The following is a 16,378-nucleotide window of genomic DNA, read 5'->3' as shown; positions in this document are numbered from 1 at the left end:
GTACGCCTTCGAAGGGGGCGGCGGGGCGGAGCTGCGGGTGTCGTTCCCGTGCCCGACGTGCCGCCAGCGGATCCGGGTCCCGGTACGGGGGCGGGTGCGGGTGCGGTGCGGGCTGTGCCGCGCGGTGCTGGAGTGCGACACGTAGGGCCGCGGTGCGGGGTGGCCCGGCGGGCCGCCGGCCTGGCCGGGCCGGCTGGGCTCGTCGGGTGCCTCAGGGGCCCTCGGGGGGCTATTTGCTTGCGGGGCGTCGGCGGGCGGGTGAAGGTCGACGTATGACGATGGTGCCGGCGCCGGTTCACGAGGATCTGTTCGAGGCCGTACTGGGTGACGAGGTGGACACCGTGGTGCGGCTGCTGCGGTCGGGTGCGCCGGCCGAGGCGACCGACGAGGACGGCGGGACCGTCCTGTACACGGCCGCCGTGAACGGCCACGCGGCGATCGTGCGGCTGCTGCTCGCCGCCGGGGCCGACCCGGGGCGCGGCAGCGGCGAGACCGGCGGCGACCTGCCGCTGTGCGGCGCGGCCTGCAACGGCCACACGGAGGCGGTGCGCGCCCTGCTGGCGGTCGGCGCGTGGCCGGACCAGCGGGAGGAGCACGGGTTCACGGCGCTGGCGTGGGCCGTACGGCAGGGCTTCGCCGACACGGTGCGGGTGCTGCTGGAGTACGGCGCCGACCCGTCGCTGCCCGGCCCGGACGGTGCCCTCCCGCTGGTGGCGGCGGCGCGGCGCGGGTCGGCGCCCATCGTCCGGACGCTGCTGTCCCGGGGTGCTCCGGGCGGTGAGGCGGCGCTGGCGGAGGCACGGTCGTGGATGGGGCGTGACGTGGAACGGGTGGTGCGGGAGGCGCTGGCGGAGGCGTACGGGGCGGGACGCGTACCGGACGGCGGTGCGGCCCCCGGGGGCGCGGCGGGGCGGGACGGCCTGGAGGGGTTCGAGACCGTGACGCGCCGGATCACGGAGGACGGCGGCGTGACGCTGGAGGTCGAGGTGCTGCGCGACGGCATCCCCGTGGCGGGGCGCGAACAGCAGACCGGCCACGCCGCGATCGTCACCCTTCTGGAGGAGTCCCTGGGGCTGCGCCCGCCCCCGGAGGAGCTGGCCGAGCGGGCCCTGCGGTGCGGCGACCCGGCGCTCGACGACTGGACGGAGGCGGCGGAGGCCCTGGCCCGCAGGGCGGACGACGAGACGTTCGACGCGGCGGTCGCGTGGTGCGGGGACGGCGACCCTGTGCGGCAGACGTTCGGGGCGGAGGTGCTGGCGCGGCTGACGGCCGGCACCTCCGCCAGAGCCGGGTTCGGCGCGCGGGCGCTGCCCGTGCTGCGGGAGCTGGCGCGGGAGGCGCGGGACGGGGACCTGGTGCGGGCCGTGGTGCGGGCGCTGGGCGTGCAGGGCGACCCGGCGGTGCTTCCGGACGTCCTGCGGCACGCCGTCCACCCGGATCCGCGGGTACGGCGCGGGGTCGCCGTCGCCGTCACGGGCCTCGTACCGGCGGGGCACCGCGAGGGCGTCACGTCGCTGATCACCCTCGCGCGTGACGGCGACGCCACGGTGCGGGCCGCGGCGGCGCACGCCCTCGCGGTGGCCCCCGACGACTCCCCCGCCGCACGGGAGGCCCTGGCGGACCGGCTGGACGACCCGGACCCGGTGACCGCGGCGGAGGCGGCCCGGGGCCTGGCGATCCGCCAGGACGAGCGGGCCGTGCCCGCCCTGGACGCCCTGCTCGTGGCCGAGGACCCGGAGGGCCCCGCGTACCGGATCGCGCGTGAGGCACTGGAGCACGTCCACGACGAACGGACCCGGCTCCGCCTGGAGTCCGTCCTGCCGCGACGGTGAACCTCCCGGCCGCCGTGCAGGCAGTCGGACCGGGCGGACCAGTCAGACCGGTCAAGCCGGTCGGGCCGGTCGGACCTGTCAGACCGGTCAGACCTGTCAGACCTGTCAGACCTGTCAGACCTGTCAGACCTGTCAGACCAGCAGCGTCACCAGGGCGACCAGCGGCAGAAGCCCCTGCCCCAGCGACCCCTGCCACAGACGGCGGTCGGAGACGAACAGCATGATCCCGCCCGCCACCATGAAGGCGCTCACATAGATCACGAGCGCCCGGCCGACGCTTTCGTGACCGCTCCACGCGGCGACGAGTCCGGCGATGAGCCCCGCGGCGAGGAAGATGTTGTAGAAGCCGACGTTGAAGGTCCACAGGCGCAGCGCGGGCGGGTTGTCCTCGCTGAGCGTGAGGAACCGGCGGACCGCGGGGCGGTCGTAGAAGAAGCTCTCCAGGAGTCCGACGACGAGGTGGATGGCCGCGGCGATCAGCGCGCACACCTGGGCGATGACGTTCATCGCCCGAGGTTTCCCTCCCGCCCGGCCGGCCACGCCCGCCGCGCCACCGGTTCACCCACCGGGCGGCGCCGACGCCAGGCGCCCACACCCACGCCCACACCCACGCCCGGCGCCCCCGCCCGGCGCCCACGCCGGCGCACGCCGCCCGAAGGCGTGTCCGAATCCGCTCAGCCGCCCGTCGCCGCGCGTTCGGCGCGGCTGCGTTCGACGCAGAATTCGTTGCCCTCGATGTCCGACAGAACCGCCCAGCCCGTGCCGTCCGGTCGGCGCTGGTCGTCGACGAGGGTGGCGCCGAGGGCGAGGAGGCGGGTGACCTCCTCGTCGCGGGTGCGGTCCTGGGGCTGGAGGTCGAGGTGGAGGCGGTTCTTGACGGTCTTCTTCTCCGGGACGGTGAGGAAGAGGAGGCCCACTCCGGGGGCCAGCACCTGGGCTTCCGGGTCGCCGGGGTGGTCGTCGTCGGCCAGGGGGGCGCCCAGGGCGGCGGACCAGAAGGAGGCCAGGCGGTAGGGGTCCGCGCAGTCGATGGTCACATGGCGTACGAGCGAAGTCATGGGGTCACCCTGCCAGTTCGCTCCGGTCCCGCCGAGCGGATTATGCCCTGCGCCCGCGCCGCCGCGAGCCACGCCGGGAACTCGCCGATCAGCCGGTCGTACAGGACCTCGTCCGGTACGCGCCGCGGGTCCTCGCCCGCGTGGAAGAAGCCCGCGTTGTCGACCTGCCGACGGGCCGGGACCGGCAGGTCGTCGAGCCGGCGCAGGAAGTCGAACTGGCGGCTGTCCGGGTCGCCGAAGCCGACGAACTGCCAGAAGAGCGGCAGCCGCGCCGCCTTGCACAGGTACTTCTCGGCGGCGAGGCGGTTGACGGGGCCGCCGTCCGTCTGGAACACGACCAGCGCCGGGGCGTCCGCGCCGCTGTCCAGATAGTGGTCGATGACCGCGTCCATCGCCAGGTGGTAGCTCGTCCTGCCCATGTGGCCGAGGCCCGCCACGATCCGGTCGACTCGGCCCTCGTGCCCGGCCAGGTCGATGTCGGTGAAGGCGTCCACGTCCGTCGAGAAGAAGACGACCGGGACGCTCCCGTCGTCGTCCAGGTTCGCGGACAGGCCGAGCACCCGGTCCGCGAGGGCCTGGACGCTGCCGTCCTTGTAGTAGGGCCGCATCGACCCGGAGTAGTCCACCACCAGGTAGACGGCGGCGCGCTCGCCGCCCAGCCCGTGCTTGCGCAGCGAGACGCCGGCGGTCTTGTAGAGGCTGACCAGCGCGGGCGCGGTCTCCTCCACCTTCCGGAGGCTGATGGCCATGTGTGACTCCCTTCGCACTCGGGGAAGTTACGCCACGACAAGGCGCAGCGCCTGCCATCGGTCCGGTCGGGGACGACGTGGCAGGCGCTGCTGTGTTCCGTACGCCGTTGTACGGGACGTTCTCCAGGGCCCTTCGGAGGGCGCCGGACCGTCAGACGGTCAGGGCGCGGTCCGTCGGGCGGATCGGGGCCGGCAGGTCGCTGGCGCCCGTCAGGTGGCGGTCCACTCCGCGGGCGGCGGAGCGGCCCTCGGCGATGGCCCACACGATGAGGGACTGGCCGCGGCCCGCGTCGCCGGCGACGAAGACACCAGGCACATTGGTCTGGAAGTCGGCGTCTCGGGCGATGTTACCCCGCTCGTCGAGGTCCAGACCAAACTGCTCGACCAGGCCGTTCTCCCGGTCGGTGCCGGTGAAGCCCATCGCGAGGGTGACCAGCTGGGCGGGGATCTTCCGCTCGGTGCCGGGCTTCTGCGTCAGCTTGCCGTCGACGAACTCGACCTCCACGAGGTGCAGGAACTGGACGTTGCCGTCCTCGTCGCCCTCGAAGTGGGTCGTGGACACCGAGTAGACGCGCTCGCCGCCCTCCTCGTGGGCCGAGGTGACCTTGTACAGCATGGGGAAGGTCGGCCACGGCTGGTGCGGCGCCCGGTCCTCGCCCGGCCTGGGCATGATCTCCAGCTGGGTGACGGAGGCCGCGCCCTGGCGGTGGGCGGTGCCCACGCAGTCCGCGCCGGTGTCGCCGCCGCCGATGACGACGACGTGCTTGCCCTCGGCGGTGATCGGCGGGGTGACGAAGTCGCCCTCCTGGACCTTGTTCGCGAGCGGCAGGTACTCCATCGCCTGGTGGATGCCCTTGAGCTCGCGACCGGGGACCGGCAGGTCGCGGGCGGTCGTCGCGCCCGCGGCGATGACGACCGCGTCGTACCGCTTGCGCAGGTCCGTGGCCTTCAGGTCGCGGCCGATCTCGATGCCCGTACGGAAGCGGGTGCCCTCCGCGCGCATCTGCTCGATGCGCCGGTTGATGTGCCGCTTCTCCATCTTGAACTCGGGGATGCCGTAGCGGAGGAGACCGCCGACGCGGTCGGCCCGCTCGTACACGGCCACCGTGTGGCCGGCCCGCGTGAGCTGCTGGGCGGCGGCCAGGCCGGCCGGGCCGGAGCCGATGACGGCGACGGTCTTGCCGGACAGCCGCTCCGGGGGCTGCGGGGTGACGTTCCCCGAGTCCCAGGCCTTGTCGATGATCGAGACCTCGACGTTCTTGATGGTGACGGCCGGCTGGTTGATGCCGAGCACGCACGCCGCCTCGCAGGGCGCGGGGCAGAGCCGCCCGGTGAACTCCGGGAAGTTGTTGGTGGCGTGCAGCCGCTCGTAGGCGGCGCCCCAGTCCTCGCGGTACGCGAAGTCGTTCCACTCGGGGATGAGGTTTCCGAGGGGGCAGCCGTTGTGGCAGAACGGGATGCCGCAGTCCATGCAGCGGGACGCCTGCTTGCTGATGATCGGCAGCAGGGAGCCGGGGACGTAGACCTCGTTCCAGTCCTTGACGCGCTCGGCCACGGGACGGGTCTCGGCGACCTCGCGGCCGGTGGTCAGGAAGCCCTTGGGGTCAGCCATTGGTCGCCGCCTCCATCATCTTCTCGGTGGTCTCGGCCTCGGAGAGGCCGGCCCGCTCGGCGGCGTCCTTGGCGGCGAGCACTGCCTTGTACGTGGTCGGGATGATCTTGCTGAAGCGGTCCACGGCGACGGACCACTCGGCGAGGAGCCTCTCGGCCACGGTGGAGCCGGTCTCCTCGTGGTGGCGGCGCACCACGTCGTGCAGCCATGCCTTGTCGGTGTCGTCGAGGGTCTCGATCGCGCCGACGTTGCCGGAGTTGACGTTGTCGCGGTCGAGGTCGATGACGTACGCGACACCACCGGACATGCCGGCGGCGAAGTTGCGGCCGGTCTCGCCGAGCACGACGGCGCGGCCGCCGGTCATGTACTCGCAGCCGTGGTCGCCGACGCCCTCGGAGACGACCAGCGCGCCGGAGTTGCGGACGCAGAAGCGTTCGCCGGTGCGGCCGCGCAGGAAGATCTCGCCGCCGGTCGCTCCGTACGCGATGGTGTTGCCGGCGATGGTCGAGTACTCGGCCAGGTGGTCGGCGCCGCGGTCCGGGCGGACGATGACGCGGCCGCCGGAGAGGCCCTTGCCGACGTAGTCGTTGGCGTCGCCCTCCAGGCGCAGGGTCACGCCGCGCGGCACGAACGCGCCGAAGGACTGGCCGGCGGAGCCGGTGAACGTGATGTCGATGGTGTCGTCGGGCAGGCCCGCGCCGCCGAACTTCTTCGTCACCGCGTGGCCGAGCATCGTACCGACGGTCCGGTTGATGTTGCGGATCGCGAGCTGCGCCCGGACCGGCTGGGCGTCCTCGGCCGTGTCCGCGCCGAGTGCGTCGGCGGCGAGCTCGATGAGCTGGTTGTCCAGGGCCTTCTCCAGGCCGTGGTCCTGCTCGACGAGCTGGTGGCGGACGGCGCCGTCCGGCAGCTCGGGGACGTGGAACAGCGGGGCCAGGTCGAGGCCCTGCGCCTTCCAGTGGTCCACGGCCCGCTCGGTGTCGAGGAGCTCGGCGTGGCCGACGGCCTCCTCCAGGGTGCGGAAGCCCAGCTCGGCGAGGATCTCGCGGACCTCTTCGGCGATGAACTGGAAGAAGTTGACGACGAACTCGGCCTTGCCGGAGAAGCGTTCCCGCAGGACCGGGTTCTGCGTGGCGATGCCGACCGGGCAGGTGTCCAGGTGGCAGACGCGCATCATGACGCAGCCGGAGACGACGAGCGGCGCGGTGGCGAAACCGAACTCCTCGGCGCCGAGCAGCGCGGCGATGACGACGTCGCGGCCGGTCTTGAGCTGGCCGTCGGTCTGGACGACGATGCGGTCGCGCAGGCCGTTGAGCAGCAGGGTCTGCTGGGTCTCGGCGAGGCCGAGCTCCCAGGGGCCGCCCGCGTGCTTCAGCGACGTCAGCGGGGACGCGCCCGTGCCGCCGTCGTGGCCGGAGATGAGCACGACGTCCGCGTGGGCCTTGGACACACCGGCCGCGACCGTGCCGACGCCGACCTCGGACACCAGCTTCACATGGATGCGGGCGGCCGGGTTGGCGTTCTTGAGGTCGTGGATCAGCTGAGCCAGGTCCTCGATGGAGTAGATGTCGTGGTGCGGCGGCGGCGAGATCAGGCCGACACCCGGCGTGGAGTGCCGGGTCTTGGCGACCCACGGGTAGACCTTGTGGCCGGGCAGCTGGCCGCCCTCGCCGGGCTTGGCGCCCTGGGCCATCTTGATCTGGATGTCGTCGGCGTTGACCAGGTACTCGGAGGTGACGCCGAAGCGGCCGGACGCGACCTGCTTGATCGACGAGCGGCGCGCCGGGTCGTACAGGCGCTCCGGGTCCTCGCCGCCCTCACCGGTGTTGGACTTGCCGCCGAGCTGGTTCATGGCGATGGCGAGGGTCTCGTGCGCCTCCTTGGAGATGGAGCCGTACGACATGGCGCCCGTCGAGAACCGCTTGACGATCTCGCTGGCCGGCTCGACCTCGTCGAGGGAGATGGACGGCCGGTCGGACTTGAAGCCGAACAGGCCGCGCAGCGTCATCAGCCGCTCGGACTGCTCGTTCACGCGCTCCGTGTACTTCTTGAAGATGTCGTACCGCTTGGAGCGCGTGGCGTGCTGGAGGCGGAACACCGTCTCCGGGTCGAACAGGTGCGGCTCGCCCTCGCGGCGCCACTGGTACTCGCCGCCGATCTCCAGGGCCCGGTGGGCGGGCGCGATGCCGCTGGCCGGGTAGCCCTTGGCGTGCCGGGCGGCGACCTCCTTGGCGATGACGTCGAGGCCGGCTCCGCCGATCTTGGTGGCGGTGCCGTTGAAGTACTTCTCGACGAAGGCGTCGTCGAGGCCGACGGCCTCGAAGACCTGGGCGCCGCGGTAGGAGGCGACGGTCGAGATGCCCATCTTCGACATGACCTTGAGCACGCCCTTGCCGAGGGCGTAGATCAGGTTGCGGATGGCCTGCTCGGGCTCGATGCCCTCGATGAACGTACCGGCGCGGACGAGGTCCTCGACGGACTCCATGGCGAGGTACGGGTTGACGGCGGCGGCGCCGTAGCCGATGAGCAGCGCGACGTGGTGGACCTCGCGGACGTCACCGGCCTCGACCAGCAGACCCACCTTGGTGCGCTGCTTGGTGCGGATGAGGTGGTGGTGGACGGCGGAGGTGAGCAGCAGCGACGGGATCGGCGCGTGCTCGGCGTCGGAGTGCCGGTCGGACAGGACGATGAGGCGGGCGCCGTCCTCGATGGCGGCGTCGGCCTCGGCGCAGATCTCCTCGATACGGGCGGCGAGGGCGGCGCCGCCGCCGGAGACCCGGTAGAGGCCGGAGAGGGTGACGGCGGTCATGCCGGGCATGTCGCCGTCGGCGTTGATGTGGATGAGCTTGGCCAGCTCGTCGTTGTCGATGACCGGGAACGGCAGGGTGACGCTGCGGCAGGACGCGGAGGTCGGCTCCAGCAGGTTGCCCTGCGGGCCGAGCGAGGAGTGCAGGGAGGTGACGAGTTCCTCGCGGATGGCGTCCAGCGGCGGGTTGGTGACCTGCGCGAAGAGCTGCGTGAAGTAGTCGAAGAGCAGGCGCGGGCGCTCGGACAGCGCGGCGATCGGCGAGTCCGTACCCATGGAGCCGATCGGCTCCATGCCGGTGCGGGCCATCGGCGCGAGGAGGACGCGCAGCTCCTCCTCGGTGTAGCCGAAGGTCTGCTGACGGCGGGTCACCGAGGCGTGGGTGTGGATGATGTGCTCGCGCTCGGGCAGGTCGCCCAGCTCGATGATGCCCGTCTCCAGCCACTCCTGGTACGGGTGTTCGGCGGCGAGCTTCGCCTTGATCTCGTCGTCCTCGATGATGCGGTGCTCGGCGGTGTCGACGAGGAACATCTTGCCGGGCTGGAGGCGGCCCTTGCGGACGACCTTCGAGGGGTCGATGTCGAGGACGCCGACCTCGGAGGAGAGGACGACGAGGCCCTCGTCGGTGACCCAGTAGCGGCCGGGGCGCAGGCCGTTGCGGTCGAGGACCGCGCCGATCTGGGTGCCGTCGGTGAAGGTGACGCAGGCGGGGCCGTCCCAGGGCTCCATCATCGTGGAGTGGTACTGGTAGAAGGCGCGGCGGGCCGGGTCCATGGAGTCGTGGTTCTCCCACGCCTCGGGGACCATCATCAGCACCGCGTGCGGCAGCGAACGCCCGCCGAGGTGGAGGAGCTCCAGGACCTCGTCGAAGGAGGCGGAGTCGGAGGCGTCCGGGGTGCAGACCGGGAAGATCCGCTCCAGGTCCTTGCCGGAACCGAACAGGTCCGAGACGAGCTGGGACTCACGGGCGCGCATCCAGTTGCGGTTGCCCTTGACCGTGTTGATCTCGCCGTTGTGGGCGACGAAGCGGTACGGGTGGGCGAGCGGCCAGCTCGGGAAGGTGTTGGTGGAGAACCGGGAGTGGACCAGGGCGACGGCGCTGGCGATGCGGCGGTCGGACAGGTCCGGGAAGAACGGCTCCAGCTGCCCGGTGGTGAGCATGCCCTTGTAGACGAGCGTGCGGGCGGACAGCGACGGGAAGTAGACGCCGGTCTCCAGCTCGGCGCGCTTGCGCAGCACGAACGCCTTGCGGTCCAGGCCGATGCCGGTGGCGTCGCCCGTGGCGTCGGTGACGAAGAGCTGGCGGAACGCCGGCATGGTGGAACGCGCGGTCGCGCCGAGCAGCTCGGGCGTGACGGGGACCTCGCGCCAGCCGAGGACGGTCAGGCCCTCATCGGCCGCGATCGTCTCGATACGTGAGACGGCGGAGGTGGTCGCGTCCTCGGTGCCCCGCGGCAGGAAGGCCGTTCCGACGGCGTACGCGCCGGCCTCGGGCAGCTCGAAGCCGGCGACCTCGCGAAGGAAGGCGTCCGGCACCTGGATCAGGATGCCGGCGCCGTCACCCGAGTCGGGCTCGGAGCCGGTCGCGCCCCGGTGCTCGAGGTTGCGCAGTACGGTCAGCGCCTGCTCGACCAGCTCGTGGCTGGGAACACCGGTCAGGGTGGCCACCAACCCGACGCCGCACGCGTCGTGTTCGTTGCGGGGGTCGTACATCCCCTGCGGGGCGGGGCGACCGTCCATGGGCGACCAGGCGTCGGAACGCATCGGCTCTCCCGTCGTCGTCGTGGCATGTGCAAGTGCCAGAGGGACGACGTTGGCCCTCCGCGAAATTTCGTGCAGGTTACATGATGGAAGCTATCCCGGGAACCGGGATAGCCCATTCCAGCATGCGGACACCGCGCAGTGCGGTGCGAATGGAGATGTGGGGGGACGGAGCTCGTGCGGGGCGTGGATGGCGTCCGCCGGTCCGTCAGTGGAATGCGGGCTTCATTGCCCGCGCGCTTACGGCTCATGCCCTGGGATGAGGGAACCGAAACCGCCGTGTAACGGCTACTTATGTAGCGCCTTGCATAGTGTCGCACCAGGGGGGCGATCCGGCTATTGGACGTTCATCACAACGACGGTCCCACAGGTCGGCGCATCCGGCACCCGGCAGTCGTCAGAGTGCCGCGCCGAAGGCCGCGCCCAACGCGTACGTGACGGCCGCGGCGGCGCCGCCGAGCGCCAGCTGCCGCAGCCCGCTGTACCACCAGGTGCGCGCGGTGACCCGGGCCACGAGCGCGCCGCAGCCGAACAGTCCGGCGAGCGCGAGCAGCACCGCGGGCCACAGGGCCGTCGCGCCGAGCAGGTACGGCAGGACGGGCAGCAGCGCGCCGAGCGCGAAGGAGCCGAACGACGAGGCGGCGGCGACGAGCGGCGACGGCAGGTCGTCCGGGTCGATGCCGAGCTCCTCGCGGGCGTGGATCTCCAGGGCCTGCTCCGGATCGCGGGACAGCTGCATGGCCACCTCGCGGGCGAGCTGCGGCTCGACGCCCCGCGCCACATACAGCGCGGCGAGCTCCTCCATCTCGTCCACCGGGTGCTTGCGCAGCTCACGCCGCTCGACGTCCAGCTCCGCCTGGACCAGCTCGCGCTGCGAGGCCACGGACGTGTACTCGCCCGCGGCCATCGAGAACGCGCCGGCGGCGAGGCCCGCGAGGCCGGTGATGACGATGGTCTGCGGCGCGACCGAGCCGCCGGCGACACCGGTCATCAGGGCGAGGTTGGAGACGAGGCCGTCCATCGCGCCGAACACCGCCGGCCGCAGCCAGCCGCCGTTCACATCGCGGTGCGTGTGATTGTCGCGGTGCGCGACGTGCAGCGCCGCCTCGGTCTCGATGATGGACACAGCTCTCCCCTTGCTTTCCATGGCGTCACGAGGGCGGCGGCACCGCACAGAGGACCCGCCCCCTCGCCTCTCGAAATTACGCTCGATGTAAGGGGCGCGCCAGCAAGGCAGGCTTTACTTAGTAAGGTTGACCTGGCCTGCGAGACCCGTGCTCGCGGTGGAGAATTTCCGGCATGACCCGTATCGCCGTGCTCGGCAGCACCAACATGGACCTCGTCGCCTACGTCCGCCGGGCGCCCCGGATGGGCGAGACCGTCCCGGGCCGGGAGTTCCGTACGGTGCCCGGCGGCAAGGGCGCCAACCAGGCCGTCGCGGCTGCGCGGGCGGGCGGCGCGGTGTCGATGATCGGCGCGGTCGGCTCGGACGACTTCGGCACCCGGCTGCGGGCGGGCCTGGAGGAGTCCGGCGTGGACACCACGCTGCTGCGCACCGTCGACGGCCCGTCCGGCACCGCGCACATCGTGGTCGACGACCAGGGCGGCAACGCGATCGTCGTCGTCCCGGGCGCCAACGCGGCGGTCACCGGCCTCTCACCCGGCGACGAGGACCGCATCGCCGCGTCGGACGCCCTGCTGCTCCAGCTGGAGCTGCCGCTGGACGCCGTCGTGGCCGGGGCCGAGGCGGCCCGCGGACACGGCGTCCGTACGGTCCTGACGCCCGCACCCGCCCAGTGCCTGCCGCGCGAGCTGCTCGCCGCGACCGACCTGCTGGTGCCGAACGAGCACGAGGCCGCCGAGCTGACCGGCGTGGCCGACCCGCGCGCGGCCGCCGAGGAGCTGCTGCGGGACGTCCCGGAGGTGGTCGTCACGCTGGGCGCGGCCGGGTGCCTGTACGCGGCACGGGACGCCCGCCCGGTGACGGTGCCGGCCCGGCGGGTGCGGGCGGTGGACACGACGGCGGCCGGGGACACGTTCGTGGGCGCGCTGGCGGTGGCCCTCGGTGAGGGCCGACCGGTACGGGAGGCCCTGGCCTGGGCGTCGTCGGCCGCCGCGCTGTCGGTGCAGCGGCCCGGGGCGTCGTCCTCGATGCCGTACCGGACGGAGATCGACGGCGCGTGACCGCCGGGTGACACGGAAAGGGGCGGCCGCCGGAACCGTGGTCCCGGCGGCCGCCCCGTGCGGAGGGCGTCCTCCCGCTACGACTTCTGCTTCTGCTTCTGGCGCGGCTCGCCGTCGGCGCCGTCCCCGTCGGCGGCCGCCTTGTCCCGGGCCGCCTGGTCGCCGTCCGCGGCGGCTTCGGCCGCGGCGGCCTCGGCGGCGGCCGCGGGTTCGACGATCTCCTCACGGCCGGGGCTGACACGCGACGAGATCACGATGTACGCCACCGCGAGCAGGAACACCAGGATCGCGGTCCACACGTTCAGCCGGAGGCCCAGGATGTGGTGGGCGTCGTCGATGCGCATGTACTCGATCCAGCCGCGGCCCGCGCAGTAGGCGGCGACGTACAGGGCGAAGACGCGTCCGTGGCCGAGCTTGAAGCGGCGGTCGGCCCAGACGACGAGCAGCGCGACACCGACGCACCACAGCGACTCGTACAGGAAGGTCGGGTGGTACAGGCCGGCCTCGCGGTTCACGCCCTCGGAGATCTTCAGCGCCCACGGCAGATCGGTCGGCCTGCCGTACAGCTCCTGGTTGAACCAGTTGCCCCAGCGGCCGATGGCCTGGGCGAAGGCGATACCGGGCGCGATGGCGTCCGCGTACGCGGGGAGCGGGATGCCCCGGCGGCGGCAGCCGATCCAGGCGCCGACGGCACCGAACGCGATCGCGCCCCAGATGCCGAGACCGCCCTCCCAGATCTTGAACGCGTCGACCCAGTTCTCACCCTCGCTGAAGTAGAGCTGGTAGTCGGTGACGACGTGGTAGAGGCGGCCGCCGATCAGGCCGAAGGGCACCGCCCAGACGGCGATGTCCGCGACGGTGCCGGCTTTGCCGCCCCGGGCGATCCAGCGCTTGTTGCCGTACCAGACGGCGACGAAGACACCGATGATGATGCAGAAGGCATAGCCGCGCAGCGGGATCGGTCCGAGGTTGATCACGCCGGTCGACGGGCTGGGAATGTAGGCAAGGTCCATGGCAGCACCGACGCTACCTTGCCGGACGGAGAACGCGGCAGCCCGCCCGGCAAAGACTGCATAACGCTGTGCCGTGTGACGCTGTGCTGTCAGGGAGCCTGCACCGTGTCGCCCGGCGTCGGGGACACATCGGGGTCCGGGGAGCGGCCGGGCGACGGCGATCCGGGGGCCGGTGCGGTGGCCGTGCCGGGCTTCTTGCCCTGATTGGCCTCGGCCACCCACTTCTTCAGGTTCGCCGGGGAGATCTGCTCGTTCCCCTTCGTCGGGAAGATCGATTCGCCGTTCAGCAGCACGGTCGGGGTGCCGCGGAAGTCGCCGGCGCGGAACGCCTGGTTGGACTCGGCGACCCAGCTGTCGTGCGTGCCGTTCGTGACGCAACTGCGGAACGCCGGGGTGTCCAGGCCCTGGACCTTCGCCGCGAGGTCGAAGAGCGTCCCGTCCTTGGCGAAGGCGTCGTCGGTCTCCTGCGGCTGGTTCTGGAAGAGCACGTCGTGGTACGGGACGAACTTGCCCGCGTCCTGCGCGCACGCCGCGGCGTTCGCCGCGTTCAGCGAGCCGCTGCCGCCCATGTTGCCGTCGATGATCGTGGCGAGCCGGTAGTGGACCTTGAGCTGCCCGGAGTCCGTGAGCTCATGGATGGTGTCGCGGAAGTTGTTCTCGAACAGGGCGCAGGCCGGGCAGCGGAAGTCCTCCCACACGGTGAGCGTGGAGGGGGCGTCGGTCGCGCCGACCGGGATGATCAGCTTGTCGTCGCCGACCGCGCCGGACGGCGCCGTGACGGGACCCGCGCCCGCCGTGTCGTCGTCCCCGCCGGTGTTCGCCGCGATGACGCCGATGACGGCGGCCAGGCCGAGCACGCCGACGACGGCCGCCGCGACGATCACGAGCCGGCGCCGTTTCTCCCGGGCCCGCTCGCGCTCGCGTTCCATCTGGAGCCGCTCGCGCGCGCTCCGCTTCCCTGCGTTGTTCTTCTCGCTCACGACCGGCAAACGAACCGGGGAGGCACCCGCGTGCCTCCCCGGTCCACAACCACTCGTTCGAGCGACGAAACCCTCGCGAACCTCTAGGCGCCGCGTCGCACGCCGCGGGCCAGTTCGCCCGCCAGTTCCCGTACGGCGGCGAGTCCGGCCGCTTCGTCGGGGGCGTCCAGCAGCCGCTTGACGAAGGCGGAGCCGACGATGACGCCGTCCGCGAAGGCGGCGACCTCGGCGGCCTGCGCGGCGTTCGACACGCCGAGCCCGACGCACACCGGCAGGTCCGTGGTGGCACGGGTGCGGCGTACCAGGTCGGCGGCCTGCTCGCCGACGGACTCGCGGGTGCCGGTGACGCCCATCAGCGACGCCGCGTACACGAACCCGGAGCCGGCGGCGGTGATGGTGGCGAGCCGCTCGTCCTTGCTGCTGGGCGCGACGACGAAGACGGTGGCCAGACCGTGCTTGTCGGCGTGCTCACGCCACAGTGCGGACTCCTGGACGGGCAGGTCGGGCAGGATGCACCCGGCCCCGCCCACCTCGGCCAGCTCGGCCGTGAAGCGCTCGACGCCGTACCGGTCGATGGGGTTCCAGTACGTCATGACGAGGACCGGCTTGCCGGTGGCCTCGTGGGCCTCGCGGACCGTGCGCATCACGTCGGCGATCTTCACGCCGCCGCGCAGGGCGATGTCGTCGGCGGTCTGGATGACGGGTCCGTCGAGGACCGGGTCGCTGTGCGGCAGGCCGACCTCGACGATGTCGGCGCCGCCGTCGAAGGCGGCCTTGATCGCGTCGATGCCCCCGTCGACGGTCGGGAATCCGGCCGGGAGGTACGCGACGAGCGCGGCCCGGTTCTCCGCCTTGGCCTCCGCCAGGGTGTCGCTCAGCAGCTGGATGTTCCCGCCAATGAATTCAGCCCCGCTCACTTGGAGCCCTCCCCCGTGTCGTCGGCGTTGTCTTCGGTGGTCCCGTCGTACAGCCCGAAGTAGCGGGCGGCGGTGTCCATGTCCTTGTCGCCGCGGCCGGACAGATTGACGATGATCAGCCCGTCCTTGCCGAGCTCCCGGCCGACCTCCAGGGCGCCGGCGAGCGCGTGCGCCGACTCGATGGCCGGGATGATGCCCTCGGTGCGCGACAGCAGCCGCAGGGCCTGCATGGCGGCGTCGTCGGTGACGGCGCGGTACTCGCCACGGCCGCTGTCCTTGAGGTAGGCGTGCTCGGGGCCGATGCCGGGGTAGTCCAGTCCGGCCGAGATCGAGTACGGCTCGGTGATCTGGCCCTCCTCGTCCTGGAGGACGTACGAGCGGGAGCCGTGCAGGATGCCGGGCTCGCCCGCGGTCAGGGTCGCCGCGTGCTCGCCGGTCTCGACGCCGTGCCCGGCGGGTTCGCAGCCGATGAGCCGGACGTCCGCGTCCGGGATGAACGCGTGGAACAGGCCGATGGCGTTGGAGCCGCCGCCGACGCAGGCGACGGCCGCGTCGGGCAGCCGTCCGGCGCGCTCCAGGATCTGGCGGCGGGCCTCGACGCCGATGACGCGGTGGAAGTCCCGGACCATGGCCGGGAACGGGTGCGGGCCCGCGACCGTGCCGAACAGGTAGTGGGTGCTGTCCACGTTGGCGACCCAGTCGCGGAACGCCTCGTTGATGGCGTCCTTGAGGGTGCGGCTGCCGGACTTCACGGCGACGACCTCGGCGCCGAGCATCCGCATGCGGGCCACGTTGAGCGCCTGGCGCCGGGTGTCGATCTCGCCCATGTAGATGGTGCAGTCGAGCCCGAACAGGGCGCACGCGGTGGCCGTGGCGACGCCGTGCTGGCCGGCGCCGGTCTCCGCGATCACCCGGGTCTTGCCCATGCGCCTGGTGAGCAGCGCCTGGCCGAGCACGTTGTTGATCTTGTGGGAGCCGGTGTGGTTGAGGTCCTCGCGCTTGAGGAAGACCCGGGCGCCGCCGGCGTGTTCGGCGAACCGGGGTACCTCGGTGAGGGCGCTGGGCCGGCCGGTGTAGTGCACCAGCAGGTCATCGAGCTCGCGCGCGAACTCGGGGTCGGCCTTGGCCTTGTCGTACTCGACGGCGACCTCGTCGACGGCGGCGACGAGGGCCTCGGGGATGAACTTGCCGCCGAACGCGCCGAAGTAGCCCTCGGCGTTCGGGGTGCGACCCTCCGGGTCCGGGATGAAGAACTCGCTGGGCATCAGTGACATGCTCCTCTGCCAGGGCTCGCCCTGGCGGTCAGGTCTCGGGATGGCCTGGTGCGACTTCTTCCCCTGTCCCGCCCCTTCCCGTAACTGGGGGCTTCGCCCCCAGACCCCCGTTTTCGCGCCTGAACGGCGCTCGTCCTCAATCGCCGGACGGGCTCAAATTGAGCCCCTGGGGGTCCCCCCTGCTCGAAGAGC

12 protein-coding genes are annotated in these 16,378 nt (G+C 72.2%); 2 read left to right on the top strand and 10 right to left on the bottom strand.

Going from position 1 to position 16,378, the window contains the following annotated elements; all coding sequences use genetic code 11:
* Positions 1–272 precede the first annotated feature (272 nt).
* Entirely contained in the window at positions 273–1,832 is a 1,560-nt protein-coding gene (locus HTZ82_RS10705; RefSeq protein ID WP_175409097.1) for an ankyrin repeat domain-containing protein, read from the top strand.
* Between the two features lie 132 nt (positions 1,833–1,964).
* On the opposite strand, the gene HTZ82_RS10700 is transcribed toward HTZ82_RS10705, so the two are convergent.
* The 6 genes from HTZ82_RS10700 to HTZ82_RS10675 form a co-directional block, all read right to left on the bottom strand.
* Complete coding sequence (locus HTZ82_RS10700; RefSeq protein WP_175409096.1) at positions 1,965–2,339, bottom strand: DUF1304 domain-containing protein; 375 nt, start codon at positions 2,337–2,339, stop codon at positions 1,965–1,967.
* Positions 2,340–2,506: 167 nt separating this feature from the next.
* On the bottom strand, positions 2,507–2,890 hold the full coding sequence (locus tag HTZ82_RS10695) for a VOC family protein (protein WP_175409095.1): 384 nt from the start codon (positions 2,888–2,890) through the stop codon (positions 2,507–2,509).
* Entirely contained in the window at positions 2,887–3,639 is a 753-nt protein-coding gene (locus tag HTZ82_RS10690) for a VWA domain-containing protein (protein WP_175409094.1), read from the bottom strand. The genes HTZ82_RS10695 and HTZ82_RS10690 overlap by 4 nt, the downstream gene beginning before the upstream one ends.
* A 151-nt stretch (positions 3,640–3,790) precedes the next feature.
* On the bottom strand, positions 3,791–5,251 hold the full coding sequence (locus HTZ82_RS10685; protein ID WP_175409093.1) for a glutamate synthase subunit beta: 1,461 nt from the start codon (positions 5,249–5,251) through the stop codon (positions 3,791–3,793).
* Complete coding sequence (gltB, locus tag HTZ82_RS10680; RefSeq protein ID WP_175409092.1) at positions 5,244–9,821, bottom strand: glutamate synthase large subunit; 4,578 nt, start codon at positions 9,819–9,821, stop codon at positions 5,244–5,246. Before gltB ends, HTZ82_RS10685 begins: the two co-directional genes overlap by 8 nt.
* 394 nt (positions 9,822–10,215) lie before the next feature.
* Positions 10,216–10,944 (bottom strand): VIT1/CCC1 transporter family protein, encoded by a 729-nt coding sequence (locus tag HTZ82_RS10675; protein WP_175409091.1) that lies wholly within the window; start codon positions 10,942–10,944, stop codon positions 10,216–10,218.
* A gap of 173 nt (positions 10,945–11,117) precedes the next feature.
* On the opposite strand from HTZ82_RS10675, the gene rbsK reads away from it, so the two are divergent.
* Complete coding sequence (gene rbsK, locus HTZ82_RS10670; protein ID WP_175409090.1) at positions 11,118–12,002, top strand: ribokinase; 885 nt, start codon at positions 11,118–11,120, stop codon at positions 12,000–12,002.
* 77 nt (positions 12,003–12,079) lie between these two features.
* On the opposite strand, the gene lgt is transcribed toward rbsK, so the two are convergent.
* The 4 genes from lgt to trpB all read right to left on the bottom strand — a co-directional run bounded on the left by lgt (position 12,080) and on the right by trpB (position 16,177).
* Complete coding sequence (gene lgt, locus HTZ82_RS10665) at positions 12,080–13,015, bottom strand: prolipoprotein diacylglyceryl transferase (protein ID WP_254711772.1); 936 nt, start codon at positions 13,013–13,015, stop codon at positions 12,080–12,082.
* Between the two features lie 89 nt (positions 13,016–13,104).
* Positions 13,105–13,995, bottom strand: a complete 891-nt coding sequence (locus HTZ82_RS10660; RefSeq protein ID WP_175409089.1) for a thioredoxin domain-containing protein — start codon at positions 13,993–13,995, stop codon at positions 13,105–13,107.
* 83 nt (positions 13,996–14,078) lie between these two features.
* The gene (gene trpA / locus HTZ82_RS10655) at positions 14,079–14,894 is read right to left on the bottom strand and encodes a tryptophan synthase subunit alpha (RefSeq protein WP_175409098.1); all 816 of its coding nucleotides are present in this window, start codon (positions 14,892–14,894) and stop codon (positions 14,079–14,081) included.
* Positions 14,895–14,908: 14 nt separating this feature from the next.
* Positions 14,909–16,177, bottom strand: coding sequence for a tryptophan synthase subunit beta (gene trpB / locus HTZ82_RS10650; protein WP_175409088.1), 1,269 nt, complete (start codon positions 16,175–16,177; stop codon positions 14,909–14,911).
* Positions 16,178–16,378: the final 201 nt, after the last annotated feature.

Origin of the sequence: Streptomyces sp. TRM64462 (genome assembly GCF_013362995.1) — a bacterium.
In the GTDB taxonomy this organism is placed as follows: domain Bacteria; phylum Actinomycetota; class Actinomycetes; order Streptomycetales; family Streptomycetaceae; genus Streptomyces.
This window is presented reverse-complemented; position numbering and strand designations above follow the sequence as displayed.

Coding starts and splice junctions, on each gene's coding strand:
- trpB (WP_175409088.1), bottom strand. CDS start 16,177: ATGCCCAGCGAGTTCTTCATCCCGGACCCGGAGGGTCGCACCCCGAAC.
- lgt (WP_254711772.1), bottom strand. CDS start 13,015: ATGGACCTTGCCTACATTCCCAGCCCGTCGACCGGCGTGATCAACCTC.
- rbsK (WP_175409090.1), top strand. CDS start 11,118: ATGACCCGTATCGCCGTGCTCGGCAGCACCAACATGGACCTCGTCGCC.
- HTZ82_RS10690 (WP_175409094.1), bottom strand. CDS start 3,639: ATGGCCATCAGCCTCCGGAAGGTGGAGGAGACCGCGCCCGCGCTGGTC.
- HTZ82_RS10695 (WP_175409095.1), bottom strand. CDS start 2,890: ATGACTTCGCTCGTACGCCATGTGACCATCGACTGCGCGGACCCCTAC.
- gltB (WP_175409092.1), bottom strand. CDS start 9,821: ATGCGTTCCGACGCCTGGTCGCCCATGGACGGTCGCCCCGCCCCGCAG.
- HTZ82_RS10685 (WP_175409093.1), bottom strand. CDS start 5,251: ATGGCTGACCCCAAGGGCTTCCTGACCACCGGCCGCGAGGTCGCCGAG.
- HTZ82_RS10700 (WP_175409096.1), bottom strand. CDS start 2,339: ATGAACGTCATCGCCCAGGTGTGCGCGCTGATCGCCGCGGCCATCCAC.
- HTZ82_RS10705 (WP_175409097.1), top strand. CDS start 273: ATGACGATGGTGCCGGCGCCGGTTCACGAGGATCTGTTCGAGGCCGTA.